The organism is Priestia megaterium (assembly GCF_023824195.1).
Lineage (GTDB): Bacteria > Bacillota > Bacilli > Bacillales > Bacillaceae_H > Priestia > Priestia megaterium_D.
This window is the reverse complement of the sequence record NZ_CP085442.1, coordinates 4,730,018-4,745,681: the sequence shown is the minus strand read 5'-3', so window position 1 is coordinate 4,745,681 and position 15,664 is coordinate 4,730,018. Positions and strand designations below refer to the sequence as shown.

The 15,664-nt window shown below is 40.0% G+C and carries 16 protein-coding genes and 1 other annotated feature; of the genes, 12 read left to right on the top strand and 4 right to left on the bottom strand.

All coding sequences use genetic code 11. The annotated features are described in order from the left end of the window. Positions 1 to 12 precede the first annotated feature (12 nt). Both LIS78_RS24575 and LIS78_RS24570 read left to right on the top strand, forming a co-directional pair. Positions 13 to 789, top strand: coding sequence for an alpha/beta fold hydrolase (locus LIS78_RS24575; protein ID WP_195781714.1), 777 nt, complete (start codon positions 13 to 15; stop codon positions 787 to 789). A 31-nt stretch (positions 790 to 820) separates the two neighbouring features. Next, the gene (locus LIS78_RS24570) at positions 821 to 1,879 is read left to right on the top strand and encodes a tetraprenyl-beta-curcumene synthase family protein (RefSeq protein WP_209150718.1); all 1,059 of its coding nucleotides are present in this window, start codon (positions 821 to 823) and stop codon (positions 1,877 to 1,879) included. Between the two features lie 12 nt (positions 1,880 to 1,891). Here the strand turns inward: LIS78_RS24570 and mnmM are convergent, their stop codons facing one another. After that, entirely contained in the window at positions 1,892 to 2,461 is a 570-nt protein-coding gene (mnmM, locus tag LIS78_RS24565) for a tRNA 5-(aminomethyl)-2-thiouridylate-methyltransferase MnmM (protein ID WP_252284462.1), read from the bottom strand. Next, a complete protein-coding gene (mnmL, locus tag LIS78_RS24560) occupies positions 2,458 to 3,420 on the bottom strand; it encodes a tRNA modification radical SAM protein MnmL/YtqA (RefSeq protein ID WP_195781716.1) in 963 nt (320 codons plus the stop codon). Before mnmL ends, mnmM begins: the two co-directional genes overlap by 4 nt. A 169-nt stretch (positions 3,421 to 3,589) precedes the next feature. On the opposite strand from mnmL, the gene LIS78_RS24555 reads away from it, so the two are divergent. From LIS78_RS24555 to LIS78_RS24525, 8 genes are all read left to right on the top strand, one after another. After that, complete coding sequence (locus LIS78_RS24555; RefSeq protein ID WP_013059528.1) at positions 3,590 to 3,853, top strand: YtzC family protein; 264 nt, start codon at positions 3,590 to 3,592, stop codon at positions 3,851 to 3,853. A 12-nt stretch (positions 3,854 to 3,865) separates the two neighbouring features. After that, the gene (locus tag LIS78_RS24550; protein WP_013059527.1) at positions 3,866 to 4,021 is read left to right on the top strand and encodes a hypothetical protein; all 156 of its coding nucleotides are present in this window, start codon (positions 3,866 to 3,868) and stop codon (positions 4,019 to 4,021) included. Between the two features lie 158 nt (positions 4,022 to 4,179). Then, on the top strand, positions 4,180 to 5,367 hold the full coding sequence (locus tag LIS78_RS24545) for an MDR family MFS transporter (protein ID WP_045291274.1): 1,188 nt from the start codon (positions 4,180 to 4,182) through the stop codon (positions 5,365 to 5,367). A 156-nt stretch (positions 5,368 to 5,523) separates the two neighbouring features. Next, a complete protein-coding gene (locus tag LIS78_RS24540; RefSeq protein WP_195781717.1) occupies positions 5,524 to 6,846 on the top strand; it encodes a GntP family permease in 1,323 nt (440 codons plus the stop codon). A gap of 190 nt (positions 6,847 to 7,036) precedes the next feature. Beyond that, positions 7,037 to 7,159 (top strand): hypothetical protein, encoded by a 123-nt coding sequence (locus LIS78_RS31520; protein WP_264408625.1) that lies wholly within the window; start codon positions 7,037 to 7,039, stop codon positions 7,157 to 7,159. A 197-nt stretch (positions 7,160 to 7,356) separates the two neighbouring features. Beyond that, positions 7,357 to 7,575 (top strand) — a binding site (T-box leader). Between the two features lie 64 nt (positions 7,576 to 7,639). Continuing rightward, positions 7,640 to 10,054: a leucine--tRNA ligase gene (leuS, locus tag LIS78_RS24535; protein ID WP_252284461.1), complete on the top strand. Its 2,415-nt coding sequence runs from the start codon at positions 7,640 to 7,642 to the stop codon at positions 10,052 to 10,054. Positions 10,055 to 10,469: 415 nt separating this feature from the next. After that, on the top strand, positions 10,470 to 10,781 hold the full coding sequence (locus tag LIS78_RS24530; protein WP_071270224.1) for a rhodanese-like domain-containing protein: 312 nt from the start codon (positions 10,470 to 10,472) through the stop codon (positions 10,779 to 10,781). Positions 10,782 to 10,996: 215 nt separating this feature from the next. Then, entirely contained in the window at positions 10,997 to 11,176 is a 180-nt protein-coding gene (locus LIS78_RS24525) for a sporulation protein Cse60 (RefSeq protein ID WP_013059521.1), read from the top strand. A 4-nt stretch (positions 11,177 to 11,180) separates the two neighbouring features. Here the strand turns inward: LIS78_RS24525 and LIS78_RS24520 are convergent, their stop codons facing one another. Then, complete coding sequence (locus LIS78_RS24520; protein ID WP_195781719.1) at positions 11,181 to 12,452, bottom strand: BaiN/RdsA family NAD(P)/FAD-dependent oxidoreductase; 1,272 nt, start codon at positions 12,450 to 12,452, stop codon at positions 11,181 to 11,183. Between the two features lie 211 nt (positions 12,453 to 12,663). On the opposite strand from LIS78_RS24520, the gene LIS78_RS24515 reads away from it, so the two are divergent. After that, positions 12,664 to 14,307 carry a putative polysaccharide biosynthesis protein gene (locus LIS78_RS24515; RefSeq protein WP_252284460.1) on the top strand — a complete coding sequence of 548 codons (1,644 nt, stop codon included), beginning with the start codon at positions 12,664 to 12,666 and terminating at the stop codon, positions 14,305 to 14,307. A gap of 51 nt (positions 14,308 to 14,358) precedes the next feature. Next, positions 14,359 to 15,075 carry a pseudouridine synthase gene (locus LIS78_RS24510; protein ID WP_028410484.1) on the top strand — a complete coding sequence of 239 codons (717 nt, stop codon included), beginning with the start codon at positions 14,359 to 14,361 and terminating at the stop codon, positions 15,073 to 15,075. A gap of 223 nt (positions 15,076 to 15,298) precedes the next feature. Here LIS78_RS24510 and LIS78_RS24505 read toward each other — a convergent pair whose 3' ends face one another. Continuing rightward, positions 15,299 to 15,520 (bottom strand): DeoR family transcriptional regulator, encoded by a 222-nt coding sequence (locus LIS78_RS24505; protein WP_013059517.1) that lies wholly within the window; start codon positions 15,518 to 15,520, stop codon positions 15,299 to 15,301. Positions 15,521 to 15,664 lie beyond the last annotated feature (144 nt).

Below are 15,664 nucleotides of genomic sequence, written 5' to 3'. Positions count from 1 at the left end.
GGAGTAACTCAAATGCATAAATGGGAAGCAGTAAATCCAAAAGGCGTTATTGTCATGGTCCATGGAGCAGCGGAGCATCACGGACGCTATCGCTGGCTGATTGAGATGTGGCGTTCGGTTGGAATGCACGTAATTATGGGAGACCTTCCTGGCCAAGGCTTAACAACAAGAAGAAGAGGACATATCCTATCCTTTGATGAATATGTATATGAAGTGGAAGAATGGGTACGTGAAGCGCAAAAATATGATTTGCCTATTTTCCTGTTAGGCCACAGTATGGGAGGACTGGCGGTTATTCGTACGCTGCAGACAAAAAATCTCCCTGTATGGGGTGCGATTCTTTCCTCTCCTTGTCTAGGATTAAAAGAGCAAGTACCGGCTTATTTGGATATGCTATCTAAAGGGTTAAATAAAGTCATGCCGAACAAACTTTTCGATTTGGGTCTCACTGTTGAAAAAGCAACAAGAAACCAAGAAGTTCGAGATGAAGATGAAAACGACTCACTGTACGTTACAAAAGTTTCTGTAAGATGGTACCGAGAATTGATCCAAGCTGTCAACTTAGCTTTTAAAGATATCGATCGTTTGCCCGATGTCCCGCTTCTTGTGATGCAGGCAGGAGAAGATAAAATCATTGAAAAGCTGATTGTTAGGCAGTGGTTTGATGAAATAGAGCTAAGTGAAAAAATCTACAAAGAATGGTCTCAGCTGTATCACGAAATCTTTAATGAGCCTGAAAGAGAATACGTTTTTACATATGCGAAAAGTTTTGTTGATCTTCACATTTAATAAGTGCCGTAAGAAATTGAGGTGAAAATAAATGAAGATTCCGTCTCATCCTATTTCATTAATGAGAAAAATTTATCGAGAAGTGTTTCCTGTCGTTCATCATGAGCTTAAGCATTGGCGCGAACGGGCAAAAGAGATTCCTAATAAAGAATTGCGTACTCAAGCATTGGCAAGTATCGATACAAAAACTTTTCATTGTGAAGGAGGCGGTATCCTATCGATTTTAGCGAAAGAAAATATGATTGAATGCGTGAAATTTATTGTTGCCTACCAAACAATCAGCGATTACTTAGATAACTTATGTGATCGCAGCAATTCGCTCGACCCTAAAGATTTTGCAGCCTTACATGAATCGATGCCAGATGCGTTGACTCCTCATGCACCCCTTGGGGATTACTATCGTTTTCGAACGGATAAAGACGACGGAGGATACTTAGCCGGACTTGTCCAGACTTGTCAGCAGTCCTTGCGAAAAGCTTGTAATTACCATATAGTCTCTTCACATTTATTAGAACTAGCTAATTATTATTGTGATTTGCAAATACATAAGCATGTTGAAATCAAGGAAAGAGTTCCACGATTAGAGAATTGGTTCGATGCTCACCGGCACAGTGTTCCTGAAATGGAGTGGTATGAATTTTCAGCGTGCTCTGGTTCAACGTTAGGAATTTTTTGTTTGGTCGCTTATAGCTTTCAAGAAGAGATGACAGAAGAAATGACTCAGAAAATAAAAGCAGGATATTTTCCTTATATTCAAGGCTTACATATTTTACTCGATTATTTAATTGACCAAGAAGAAGATAAAGCAGGAGGAGATTTGAACTTTTGTTTTTATTATCCTCATTATCAGCAAATGATGGATCGCTTTTTGCATTTTGTCGTAAAAGCGGACGAATATGCTAAAAAACTGCCGGATTATCACTTTCACTGCTTTATCTATAAAGGACTCTTGGGCGTTTACCTGTCGGATCAAAAAGTGCGGGCACAAAAACATGTTCATGTGAATGCACGTAGGTTAATAAAAGCGGGGGGAGCCCTCAGCTACTTTTTCTACATCAACGGACGCTTGTACCGAATGTTAAAAAGATAAGCCATATGCGGCTTATCTTTTTTCAATAGCAATGATGAAGGGAGGATTGTTTTGCTGATTCATGAAACGATATTGTAAAACGTGAACGTCTTTTTGATCAAGATTTTGGACATACGTTAGTAAATCGTCTCTTTCTTGTTTCCCTTGTTCGTGTCCATGATAAATAACGAGCACAATCACTCCTTCAGGTGCTAACAAATCAAGTAACTGCTCAATTGCAGAGATTGTTGTTTCAGAAGTGGTGACAATGTTTTTATCTCCACCTGGTAAATAACCTAAATTAAAGACAGCGCCCGTGACTCGTCCTTTAATAGAACGAGGAAGCATGTTTATATTGCTGTGGCTTTCTTGGATAAGTGTTACTCTGTTTTCTACATGGTGTTCTGTCAATCGCTGCTGAGTTGCTTGAATGGCTTGAGGTTGAATATCAAATCCATATACATGACCTGTATCTCCGACTAAGTTAGCTAAGAACAATGTATCATGTCCATTTCCTGCTGTGGCATCAATCGCGACATCTCCTTCGGCCACAGCATTAGTGAGCAATGTGCGGGCAAAAGGCAGGATACGTTCTATTTTCATCTTTCCATCAACTCTTTTTCATAATATTTTCCTTGATAGCTTTGACGGCGTTGGAGCTCTTGATCAATGGCATTTAATACGCTCCACTTATTTACGCTCCACATCGGTCCAACCATGAGGTCTATCGGTCCATCGCCTGTAATACGATGAACAATCATTTCAGGAGGGATTACTTCGAGCTGATCGCATACAAGCTTTACGTATTCTTCAAATGAAAGAAATTCAACAAGGCCCTTTTCATACTGTTTGACCATAGGAGTTCCTTTTAGTAAATGAAGCAGATGAATCTTAATTCCTTGAACGTCTAATTTTGCTACTTCCCGTACCGTTTCCATCATCATATCAGGTGTTTCTAAAGGCAAACCATTAATGATGTGAGAACAAACGCGAATACCGCGTTTTCGAAGCTTTGCTACACCATCTACATAGCATTGATGATCGTGTGCCCGGTTGATAAGCAGTGAAGTTCGTTCATGAACAGTTTGCAGTCCAAGTTCTACCCATAGATAAGTTCGTTCATTTAATTCAGCCAAGTATTCCACCACATCGTCGGGGAGACAGTCAGGGCGCGTGGCGATAGAAAGCCCAACAACTCCGGGAAGCTTTAAGACGGCTTCATATTTTTCACGAAGCTCCTCGACAGGAGCATGAGTATTAGTAAATGCTTGAAAGTAAGCAACGTATTTTCCATCTTTCCATTTATGATGCATTTTTTCACGGATTTCATTAAATTGTGTCACAAGGTCATCCGCTCTGTTTCCGGCAAAATCCCCTGAACCGGCAGCACTGCAAAACGTACAGCCGCCGTGAGCTACCGTGCCGTCTCTGTTTGGACAATCAAATCCTCCATCTAAGGCTACTTTAAATACCTTATGGCCAAAGTGGTTACGTAAGTGGTAATTCCAGGTATGATAACGTTTGTTTTCAGATTTATACGGAAATGGGTTTGTCTGATTCAAATCAGCAACCTCCTTTTTACATGCAATATACATCAACAAATTGTATCAAAAACGTGAAAAAGTGCCAAACAAATTTAAGGATGCTTATATTTAACAGGTTCTTCTTGTCGTAAAGGGAAGTAAAGTTGCGCAAAATAAGACAGAAATGAACGAATAGGAGGAATAGAGAATGACAACTCGTCAAGCAGTGGATCAACTTATGCAACAGTGTGAAGATGCTATTCGCTTTGGACAAGGTCAGTTACAGGAAGGCATGAAGCAAGAACATTATAATGACACTGAATATACAAAAGCACAGGAAAAATTAGAAAATGCTTATAAAGAAATTGAAGAGTTTTCTCACAGTGCAAATGCACAGCAAAGAGAGCAGCTATATCGCATGCGCCTGCAAGTTCAGCAGCTGCAAAATAAATTGATCACAACTCAGCATTAAGGAGAGGATTTTATGGCAACTCGTTCAAATCAAAATAATCCGGAACAAAAAACAAAAAACGGAATCAACAGCAATGATATTGAGCTAGGAAAAGATTTTGATCCGGTAAAAGAATTAAAAGCACGGAACAGCAAGCGTGCACAGCCGGTTCGTTCGAAGCAAAAATAAGCGATAAAAAGGTGATTTTGCATGATATTGTCATGTGGAATCACCTTTTTAAATAGTCAGCGAATTTCAAATAAATTGTCTATATGTAAAAGCATTGCGAACCCTTTAAGAAAAGACTAGAATGTACGTTGGCATTCGAATAGATAGGGGGGAGATCAATGCCCAAATCACTTTGGTTTTTGATTATTGGTATGCTTGTAAACGTAACGGGAGCTTCATTTTTATGGCCTCTCAATACAATTTATATAAATGAACATTTAGGAAAGTCGTTATCCGTCGCAGGAGTGGTTCTTATGCTGAATTCTGCTGCAAGCGTAGTAGGAAATTTGCTTGGAGGAACGCTTTTTGACAAAATCGGAGGATATAAATCCATTTTATCAGGAATTATTATTACTCTTATTGCATTAGTGGGACTCGTGTTTTTCCATGGTTGGCCTACATACGTTGTTCTCTTGGTTGTTGTAGGGTTTGGATCTGGTATTGTGTTTCCATCTATGTATGCAATGGCAGGGTCCGTTTGGCCACAAGGCGGAAGAAAAGCATTTAATGCGATGTACGTTGCTCAAAATGCAGGAGTAGCTATTGGCGCCGCGGTAGGGGGCATTGTAGCGTCTTATTCATTTACGTATATTTTCTTAGCTAATACAATTTTATACGTTATTTTTCTGCTTATTGCTATTTTTTCATATCGCCATATTTCGGTTACAGTTGGGCAAACGAATGTCCTTAATGAAGCTGGGAGCATTGGGCATAAAACGAAACTGACTGCTCTTCTTATTTTATGTACGGGGTATGTCTTATGCTGGGTGGCGTATGTTCAGTGGCAAACAACGATTGCTACGCATACGCGTGAGCTGAATATACCTCTTTCTAGCTACAGTTTGCTTTGGACGATTAACGGGATTTTAATTGTAGTCGGTCAGCCTTTGATTGTACCCATCATTCAAAAAGTAGCAAAAACATTAAAAGTACAGGTCCTAATTGGAACGGTTATTTTTGTGGCTTCTTTTATTATCGTGGTGAATGCTACAACATTTCCGCAGTTCTTAACAGCAATGGTTGTGTTAACAATTGGAGAAATGTTCGTTTGGCCAGCCATTCCGGCTGTTGCAAGTCAGTTAGCTCCATCCGGAAAAGAAGGGTTTTATCAAGGCGTAGTTAACAGTATGGCTACTGCAGGTAAAATGATTGGCCCTCTTTTTGGAGGCGTTATTTTCGATGCATTTAATATGTCTACCCTGTGTTATTTATTAATTGCACTATTGTTATTTAGCATGTGTACAACATGGATATACGATTATAAATTAAAAGAAAAACGTCAGCGTTCACTAACCATCTCTAAATAAATAGAGATGGTTTTATTTTTGACTGTTAACTAAACGTAGGAATGTCTTCAGTATTCCTTTAATAATATAGTAAGGGTTGTGACGAGCAAAGAAAGGAGTATATACCTGTAAATATGTAAGCGTTTTCTAATCGTGTGACTTCATGGGGGGCTAAATATGCTTAGTATGATTGGATTAATTGGAGGATTATTGCTGCTCATTGTATTAACGATGAGAGGCATGAATTTATTTATAGCAGGTCCGCTCAGTGCTTTAGTTGTTGCGTTAACAAGCGGAATGCCTTTATTTCCACAGTTGGTGAAAGAAGGAGAAGCAAATTTTGTTGGGAATTACATGTCTGGTTTCACAGGTTTTATTGCTTCTTGGTATTTAATGTTTCTATTGGGCGCAGTTTTTGGAAAAGTGATGGAAGACAGCGGGGCTGCTGATAGTGTTTCACGCTGGATTGTCAGTAAACTTGGGATGAAAAGAGCAGTGTTGGCGATTGTACTTGCCTGTGGGGTCTTAACATACGGAGGAGTCAGCCTGTTTGTAGTAGCATTCTCTGTCTATCCAATGGCTTTGAGCTTATTCAAACAAGCCGATTTACCGAGGCGGTTTATTCCTGCTGCTTTAGCGTTTGGTTCCGTTACATTTACGATGACCTCGGCTGGGTCGCCTGAAATCCAAAACTGGATTCCAATTGAATATTTGAAGACTAGTCCATATGCAGGATGGGAAGTTAGTTTAATTGTAGCAGTAGTGATGGCTGTGTTCGGCTACTGGTGGTTAAAGCGCTTGATTTCAAAAGCAGTTAAAAATGGAGAGCGTTTTATGTCACGCGAGAAAGATCCAGTAACAACAGAAGGTCAGTCTTTGCCTAATCCGCTGTTAAGCTTGCTTCCGCTTGTGGTCGTGCTCATTATTTCTTTTGCACTTCATAAGCCACTTCAGCAATCTGCGTTGATTGTCGCACTTTTAAGCGGGATCATTGTCACTTATATTGTGAACCGAAAGCATTTTAAAGGATTTTGGAATGCAGCTTCAGAAGGAACGCTGGGGGCATTAATTGCTATTGGGAATACAGCTGCTGTCGTAGGTTTTGGAGGAGTGGCCAAGGCGGTTCCTGCGTTTGGAGTGGCTGTAGATGCTATGACGCATATTCCAGGAAGTCCGTTAATCGGGGGAGCTATCGCCGTGAGTGTTATCGCAGGGATGACAGGTTCGGCTTCAGGAGGTCAGGCGATTGCTTTGCCGATTTTAGCACCTCACTATCTTGATGCTGGTGTAAATCCAGAAGCTCTCCATCGCGTAGTAGCTATTTCTTCTGGAGTATTAGATTCCTTGCCTCATAATGGTTATGTCGTCACCACAATTAATTCTATTTGCGGAGAAACTCATAAAGATGCGTATGGATCGGTTGCAGCGATGACGGTGATTGTTCCGCTTGTCGGTCTTGTACTTGCGATTATCCTGTTTTCTTTTGGATTTGGCATTTAATAATAGCAGCTAAAGAAAGTAGGGACTGGGATAAAAATATTTTAGTTGAAGGAAGATCCGAACGATGAATCGTTCGGATTTTTTCATGTTTATGGTGAACGTAGGTTTCATTTGTTTAGGTGCTTCTAGCTGTGGAGTGGAGGGCAAGACAAAGACTCCTGCGGGAAAAGCGGAATAGGTGAGACCCCGCATGAGCGTAAGCAACGAGGAGGCTCATCGGCCGCCCGCGGAAAGAGAAGTCTTGCACGGAAATCAACAGCGGTGTAACCAAGAGATTCATACTAGCGCATTTATCCCATTTGTTCGTCTTTAAATTGGATTGATTTAGTTATGTCTCAATCTCTTTTTTGTTTGGCCGTGGATGTATGTTTTTGGGAGAAGTTGTTCATATATAAGAATGAAAGAGAGGATTTAGCAACAAAGCAGTGCTGCAGTGCAGAAACTTTTACAAAATCCGTTGAACAACTTGCAGTTTACGAACATATTATTTACAATACAAGGTAGTATGATGTAAAAACTATGATAAGGAATAGTAGTGAACGAAGCGAGCTAAGAGAGCTGACGGGTGGTGCGAGTCAGCAAACGAGCGTTCATGAACTCACCTTGGAGTTGTAAATGTGAAGTAAAGTAACATTTGCCGTCTATCCGCGTTAAGGAAAATGAGTGAGTACATAATTGTGCTAATTTGGGTGGTACCGCGGGAAGTTTATTCAACCTCTCGTCCCTTTGTTTGAGGGATGAGGGGTTTTTTAGTTTAATTAAATACAGCTGGAGCGTACAAGGAGGATTATGTATGGCTTTTAATCATGAAAAGATCGAACAAAAATGGCAAAAAGTTTGGGAAGAAAATAAAACATTTAGAACAACAGAAGATGAAGGAAAGCGTAAGTTTTACGCATTAGATATGTTCCCTTATCCATCTGGAGCGGGTTTACACGTTGGGCATCCAGAAGGTTATACAGCAACGGATATTTTATCTCGTATGAAGCGTATGCAAGGATACAATGTACTTCATCCAATGGGATGGGATGCATTCGGACTGCCTGCTGAGCAGTATGCATTAGATACAGGAAACGATCCGGCTGAGTTCACTGAACTTAACATTAATAATTTCCGTCGTCAAATCAAATCGTTAGGTTTCTCTTACGATTGGGAGCGTGAAATTAATACAACTGATCCTAACTACTACAAATGGACGCAGTGGATTTTCTTACAGCTATATAAAAAAGGCTTAGCTTATGTGGATGAAGTAGCTGTTAACTGGTGTCCTGCTTTAGGAACAGTACTTGCAAACGAAGAAGTTATCGACGGCAAAAGTGAGCGTGGAGGACATCCGGTTGAGCGTCGTCCAATGAAGCAGTGGATGCTTAAAATCACAGCTTATGCAGATCGTTTACTAGAAGATTTAGATGATCTTGATTGGCCAGAAAGTATTAAAGAAATGCAGCGCAACTGGATTGGCCGCTCTGAAGGAGCTCACGTGCACTTCACAATCGATGGATATGACGACACATTTACTGTGTTCACAACGCGTCCTGACACGCTATTTGGGGCAACGTATGCCGTTTTAGCACCTGAACATCCGTTTGTGGAAAAAATTACAACAGCCGAACAAAAAGAAGCGGTAGAAGCGTATTTAGATCAAATTAAAAGCAAAAGCGATTTAGAACGTACAGACTTAGCCAAAGACAAAACTGGCGTATTCACTGGTGCTTATGCAATTAACCCTGTAAACGGCGAGAGAATGCCAATTTGGATTGCTGACTATGTTCTAATGAGCTATGGCACAGGTGCAATTATGGCTGTTCCGGCTCATGATGAGCGCGATTATGAATTTGCTGTTAAATTTGAACTGCCAATTAAAGAAGTGGTAGCGGGCGGAGACGTTTCAAAAGAAGCTTATACAGGCGACGGCGAGCACGTTAATTCAGACTTCTTAAATGGTTTAGATAAAGAAGAAGCAATTTCAAATATGATTCAGTGGCTTCAAGCAAATGAAAAAGGTGAAAAACAAGTAACATACCGTCTGCGTGACTGGTTATTCAGCCGTCAGCGCTACTGGGGTGAACCAATTCCTGTTATTCACTGGGAAGATGGCACAACAACTGCAGTTCCTGAAGATCAGCTTCCGCTTGTGTTACCAAAAACGACTGAAATCAAACCGTCAGGCACAGGTGAATCTCCGTTAGCAAACATTGATGACTGGGTGAACGTTGTAGATCCGGAAACAGGCAAAAAAGGGCGCCGCGAAACAAATACAATGCCTCAATGGGCAGGCAGCTGCTGGTATTACTTGCGCTACATTGATCCAACAAACAGTGAAGCGTTAGCAGATGCAGAAAAATTAAAAGAATGGTTGCCGGTTGATATTTATATCGGTGGAGCTGAACACGCCGTTCTTCACTTATTATATGCTCGTTTCTGGCATAAGTTTTTATATGATATCGGCGTAGTTCCAACAAAAGAGCCGTTCCAAAAACTGTTTAACCAAGGTATGATTCTTGGAGAAAACAACGAAAAAATGAGTAAGTCAAAAGGTAACGTTGTAAATCCAGACGAAATCGTAGAAAGCCACGGTGCAGATACGCTTCGCCTTTACGAAATGTTTATGGGACCTTTAGATGCATCAATCGCTTGGTCAACAAAAGGACTTGATGGTGCACGCCGTTTCTTAGATCGTGTATGGCGTTTACTTATTGAAGATACTGGTGAATTAAGCAGCAAGGTTCAAGAAAGCAATGACACTACACTTGAACGCGTGTATCACCAAACGGTGAAAAAAGTAACGGAAGATTACGAAGGCCTCCGTTTTAATACAGGTATCTCTCAGCTTATGGTATTCATCAATGATGCATACAAAGTTGATGTGCTGCCAAAGCAATACGTAGAAGGATTTGTGAAGCTATTAGCACCAATTTGTCCTCATACGACTGAGGAATTATGGAGCAAACTAGGTCACGAAGATACAATTTCGTATGAGGCTTGGCCTGCGTTTGACGAAGCGAAACTTGTAGATGATGAAGTGGAAATTGTCGTTCAAATTAACGGTAAAGTACGTGCGAAAGTAAACGTACCTGCTGAGGCATCTCGTGAAGAGCTTCAAGATATTGCAATGGCTAATGAAGATGTTCAAGAGTTCATTGAAGGTAAGACAGTGCGCAAAGTGATTGCTGTGCCTGGTAAATTAGTAAACATCGTAGCTAATTAAGTATTGATGTAGAAGAGAACCCCTGACTAAAGTGCAGTCAGGGGTTCTCTTCTAGACCTAAGCGCCTGATGTCCCCCCTTCGGGGTTGACATCAGGCGCTTAGTCAAATCTTTGAAAGTAAGAACGGAGTAGTCTGGTTAGCCAATGATAGAGTCACTTGGTCGAAAGGTCTTCTTCGTTTCTTTTTTTGATGCACTTCAGAGTGAAAGAGCTAGAGGAGCTTGTGTTCTAGGCTTAAGCAAATGCGTCTTACTTTCGGGTTTGACCTTAAGAGCTTAGTCAAACCTTTAACTACGATTGGAAAAGCTTAGGCAGGCTGCTGCTTAAGCTTTTCTTATTTAGTGGCATAAAGGTATTTGAATTTGCTACAATAGCGATAGCAAGCTGAATGAAAGAATAGAGAGGAATGACGAAGATGGAAGAAGTAAAAGTAATTACGCCTGAAGAACTTCAAAAACGCGTTGAAAATGGAGAAGAACTTCATTTAGTTGATGTGCGCGAAGATGAAGAAGTAGCAGAAGGAATGATTCCAACTGCTAAACACATTCGTATGAATGATATTCCAGCAAATGTGGATTATTTCGATAAAGACAAAGAATATATTTTCATTTGCCGTTCGGGCCGCCGCAGTGAAAACGTATGTTACTACCTTCAAGAACAAGGATATAAAGTAACAAATATGGTTGGCGGTATGTTAGAGTGGGAAGGAAAAACGGTTAATAAATAAGAAAAAAGCGCCTTTGACAGGCGCTTTTTTCTTTTTGAATGAAACTTCTGCCATCCGACTAAAATGATAGTAGGAAAACAAATGATGACTAAATCTATAAAAGCCCTCATAAAAATAGAGGTAGTAAGAGATTGAAAATCAGTACAAAAACCATCATCAAGAAAAACAGTCCATTCTGATTGAAACAAATTTGATAGGACAAGGTGGTATAAGCTGTGATACAAGTAAAAATGTTTGATAAAGAGCATGAAAAAGATTTAGAATTTGCGGTGAATCGATTTTTACGGAAATTAGAGGATGAAGACGTCGTTGATATTAAATACCAAGTGACAGTGGATGTTGATCGTGATGAGCAGGTGTACTGTTTTTCAGCCATGGTTATGTATAAAGCCTAGCATATTATGCTAGGCTTGTTGCAAATTCTCCTGCATTACTGCCAGCCAAACGGCCTGTTACAAGAGCAGAAGTGATATTGTATCCTCCAGTGTATCCATGGATATCAAGAATTTCCCCGCAGAAGTAAAGGCCTTGCATAAATTTCGAAGACATTTCTTTTGGGTGAATTTCTTTAACAGATACGCCGCCTCCTGTGACGAATGCTTTTTCTAAAGAAAGCGTGCCGTTTACAGCAAATTCAAATCGTTTGCACAGTCTTGAAAACTCTCTCAACTTCTCATGCTGAAGCTGTCCTGCTAGCGCTTGGCTATCAATGCCTGCTTGCTCGAGTAAAAACAATAGATAGCGTTCAGATACAAAACCTTTTAAGACATTTTTAATTGCTTTTTTCGGCTCTTCTTTTGTTGTTTTGACTAATTTTTGGAAAATATCTTCTTCGTTTTGGCTAGGAAATAAATCAAGAGACATTTGAACAGTGTTGCTTTTTTGTTTCTTTAACTCTTTAACAACATATTGGCTGCAGCGAAGAGCGGCAGGGCCAGAGATGCCAAAGTGAGTGAAAATCATATCCATTTGATGAGTAATGACAGGCTTGCCTTTTTTATTAAGCACGCTTAGTCCTACATTGCGAAGCGATAGACCTTGAAGCGTTTTGGTTTTAACAAAGTGTTCGCTAGATGTAATAGGAACTTCTGTTGGGTAAAGTTCAGTAATTTTATGCCCCGCATCTTTTGCCCATTGATAACCGTCTCCTGTCGAACCTGTATGAGGTACTGATTTTCCACCTACTGCAATCACAACGCTTTTCGTTTGGATTGCTTCCCCGTTTTGAAGCACAACTTCTTTCACGGTGTTGTTCTCATAGTTTACGCGTTTAACGGCTGTGTTTGTGCGAATTGTCACACGAAGACGGTGAAGTTCGCTAATTAATGCGTCAACAACAGATTGCGCTTTATTGCTGACCGGAAACATACGCCCGTGATCTTCTTCTTTTAATTTAATTCCAAGGCCTTCAAAATAAGAGATGATATCTTCGTTATTAAAAACAGAAAACGCACTGTATAAAAAGCGTCCGTTTCCTGGAATGTGTTTAATAAGTTCATCAATGGGAAGGCGGTTTGTCACATTACAGCGTCCGCCTCCAGAAATGGCCAGCTTTCGTCCAAGTTTATTGCCTTTATCAATTAATAATACGTTTGCACCTGACTCACCAGCTGCAATCGATGCCATCAAACCAGAAGGTCCTCCTCCGATTACGACTACATCATATATCATACTTTCACCAACCTGTCTATTCTTAAAAAATTTTAGTTTGTTCACTGACAAATCTCTCAACATTGGATAAAATGGGCTATAGTCTTTGTTTTTTTAGTTTGTTGACGAGTGCGAGTGAGTATAAGACCTTTCTTAGTGTATACTGTCACTTGCTTCTTTTCAATTCTATCATTATTATCAGTATGTAACATTAAGTATCGGAGGCAAACGTATGTCTGATTCAAAATTGTTAAGAGGGACCTTTGTGCTAACGCTTGGCACCTATGTATCCCGAATCTTGGGAATGATTTATTTATTTCCATTTGCAATCCTTGTTGGAACCGTAGGGGGAGCACTGTTTGGTTACGGATATAACCAATATGCTATTTATTTAAGTATTGCTACAGCCGGTATGCCAATGGCCGTATCGAAATTTGTATCAAAATATAATGCACTCGGTGATTACTATACGAGTAGAAGAATGTACCGGGCCGGCATGAAATTAATGCTTGTCACAGGAATACTCGCATTTTTACTTTTATATTCGTTAGCTCCTGTTATGTCTAGAATTACACTGGGAGGTTCTGATTTAAATAACTCCTTAGAAGATGTAGTAATGGTTATGCGAATGGTTAGTGTTGCGTTAATTGTAGTACCGATGATGAGTTTAATGCGGGGATTTTTCCAAGGTCACCAGTCTATGGGGCCAACAGCTGTTTCACAAGTAGTTGAACAGCTTGTGCGGGTTGTCTTTTTATTGGCATCTACCTATATTGTCATCAAAGTTGTCGATGGGAGTCTTGCATTAGCCGTTGGATTTGCTACGATGGGGGCTTTTGTAGGAGCTCTTGCTGGACTTGCTGTATTAATTTGGTACTGGAAAAAACGAAAGCCTTATCTTGATAAAATGGTGAACGAGCAGACGGTAACGCCTACGCGTATTTCTACCGTATCCATTTTTAAAGAGCTGCTTACGTATTCATTGCCATATGTCTTTGTCAGCTTGGCTATTCCGCTTTATCAGTATGTGGATCAATTCACATTTAACCGTGCCATGGTAGCGGCTGGACAAAAAGAAATAGCAGAGTCAATGAACGGAATTGTTCAGTCTTATGTTCCAAAGCTTGTAATGATTCCTGTTTCATTAGCTACTGCGTTCGGTTTGACTCTTGTACCAACAATTACACGTTCCTTTGTGAATAAAGATTATAACGTACTGCAAAAGCAAATTGATCAAACATATCAAACGATTATGTTCCTTGTGCTGCCAGCATCTGTAGGATTAATGGCTTTAGCTGGCCCAGCCTATACGTTTTTCTTTGGAACAGATGCATCGGATGCGGGTGGAAATGTCTTGCTTTACTATGCACCGGTAGCTTTATTGTTCTCATTTTTCACGGTTAATGGAGCTATTTTACAAGGAATCAACAAACAAAAATATGCTGTTTTAAGTCTATTATTTGGATTGATTGTGAAAATTGTCGTGAACGTTCCATTTATTCTTATGTTCCACGAGATTGGTTCAGTTTTAGCGACAGCACTAGGCTATATCGTATCTCTTGTTTATATGTTTGCGCTTATTCAAAAACACGCAAAATATAACTACAGTGAGTTTATAAAACGCTCTGTGCTTATTCTCATTTTTGTTGCGATTATGGGAATCAGCGTAAAAATTGTCGCAGCAGTGATTGGTCTATTTACAACGCCAGGACGATTCTCTGCCACTGTTATTACGATTATAGGAGCAGCAGTAGGCGGCCTTATTTACTTTATTATTACCTATCGTTCAAGCTTGCTTGAAAAAGTAATGGGAGCGAGGGTAACAGGTGCAATTGAACGAAAGATACTGCGCCGAAATAAACAGCGCAGTGCATAAGAAGATGACTCGTTAGAGTCATCTTCTTTTCAAAAAAGAGGAGGATATTACATGCGTTTGGATAAATTGCTTTCTACCATTGGGTACGGAAGCCGAAAAGAAGTTAAAGGTCTTTTAAAGACTGGAGCTGTTAAGGTAGACGGTACAGCAGTTAAAGATGCTAAGGTCCACGTTAATCCAGATGAACAAGAAATAACTGTGCATGGCGAAGCCGTTTCTTACCGAGAATTTGTTTACTTTATGCTTCATAAGCCGCAAGGCGTCATATCAGCGACAGAAGATTCTCTTCATGAAACAGTTTTGGACTTACTTGAACTTGACGATGCTGTGTATGACCCATTTCCGGTAGGGCGTTTAGATAAAGATACAGAAGGGCTCTTGCTGCTGACGAATGACGGTCAGCTTGCGCATCAGCTGCTATCTCCTAAAAAGCACGTTCCTAAAACGTATTTTGCAAAAATTAATGCACCGGTGACTGAAGAAGATGCTGAAGCATTTAGACAAGGCGTCACTCTTGATGATGGATATGTAACAAAATCAGCAGAGTTAAAGATACTAACAAGCGGTGTGGAATCAGAAATTGAATTAACGATCGTTGAAGGGAAATTTCATCAAGTGAAGCGTATGTTTGAAGCAAGAGGAAAAAAAGTAACGTATTTAAAACGTTTATCTATGGGAGCTTTGCTATTAGACGAGTCGTTAGATTTAGGAGAGTATAGGGAGTTAACGGAAGAGGAACTAGCTTTATTGCAAAAATCAAATGCCTAAGAAGAGGCGAAAGAAAAAGGAACCTAAGTCTAAAATGGTTCCTTTTTTTTGTCCACTTTATTAGACAAGTGAAACATTTCACGTTAAAGCACTTAAACGAGTACCAACTCTGCTTGACGTGCAAATGGAGCGGGGGACTATGCACTCGTCCAAGTCTTGACTTTCTACTGCGTAGAATTTTATCTCTATATATAAATCACTTACTACCCTTGAAATAAACTTACTAGGATGACATCTTGACCTTCTTTTGCGTAGTCGTCCATGTACCGCGACTTGGGCTGCGAACTAAATCATTATATGCTAACACATTCAAGTCACGCTGAATGGTTCTTGGTGTAATACCAAATTCGTCTACGAGCTCTTGCGTTGTAACTGTTCCATTTTTACAAATGAACATATAGACCGATTTGATACGAGTTAGCATTCGATTAGTTGAAGGTTTCAAAAAACCACTTCCTTATTCGTTTTTCGTAAGGCACAACTTCTTTATAACTCTGAGATGTCAAGCACTATTTCAGTCCTTATCCTTATTGTACACAAAATCGACAGAAAAATAAAAGAGAAAACGCGAATTAACACAATATTTACA

Excerpts from the sequence above, each read along its gene's own strand:
- LIS78_RS24510 (WP_028410484.1), top strand. The coding sequence starts at position 14,359 with ATGCGTTTGGATAAATTGCTTTCTACCATTGGGTACGGAAGCCGAAAA.
- LIS78_RS24530 (WP_071270224.1), top strand. The coding sequence starts at position 10,470 with ATGGAAGAAGTAAAAGTAATTACGCCTGAAGAACTTCAAAAACGCGTT.
- LIS78_RS24515 (WP_252284460.1), top strand. The coding sequence starts at position 12,664 with ATGTCTGATTCAAAATTGTTAAGAGGGACCTTTGTGCTAACGCTTGGC.
- LIS78_RS24570 (WP_209150718.1), top strand. The coding sequence starts at position 821 with ATGAAGATTCCGTCTCATCCTATTTCATTAATGAGAAAAATTTATCGA.
- LIS78_RS24555 (WP_013059528.1), top strand. The coding sequence starts at position 3,590 with ATGACAACTCGTCAAGCAGTGGATCAACTTATGCAACAGTGTGAAGAT.
- LIS78_RS31520 (WP_264408625.1), top strand. The coding sequence starts at position 7,037 with ATGAGCGTAAGCAACGAGGAGGCTCATCGGCCGCCCGCGGAAAGAGAA.
- LIS78_RS24520 (WP_195781719.1), bottom strand. The coding sequence starts at position 12,452 with ATGATATATGATGTAGTCGTAATCGGAGGAGGACCTTCTGGTTTGATG.
- leuS (WP_252284461.1), top strand. The coding sequence starts at position 7,640 with ATGGCTTTTAATCATGAAAAGATCGAACAAAAATGGCAAAAAGTTTGG.
- LIS78_RS24550 (WP_013059527.1), top strand. The coding sequence starts at position 3,866 with ATGGCAACTCGTTCAAATCAAAATAATCCGGAACAAAAAACAAAAAAC.
- LIS78_RS24540 (WP_195781717.1), top strand. The coding sequence starts at position 5,524 with ATGCTTAGTATGATTGGATTAATTGGAGGATTATTGCTGCTCATTGTA.
- mnmM (WP_252284462.1), bottom strand. The coding sequence starts at position 2,461 with ATGAAAATAGAACGTATCCTGCCTTTTGCCCGCACATTGCTCACTAAT.
- LIS78_RS24575 (WP_195781714.1), top strand. The coding sequence starts at position 13 with ATGCATAAATGGGAAGCAGTAAATCCAAAAGGCGTTATTGTCATGGTC.
- LIS78_RS24545 (WP_045291274.1), top strand. The coding sequence starts at position 4,180 with ATGCCCAAATCACTTTGGTTTTTGATTATTGGTATGCTTGTAAACGTA.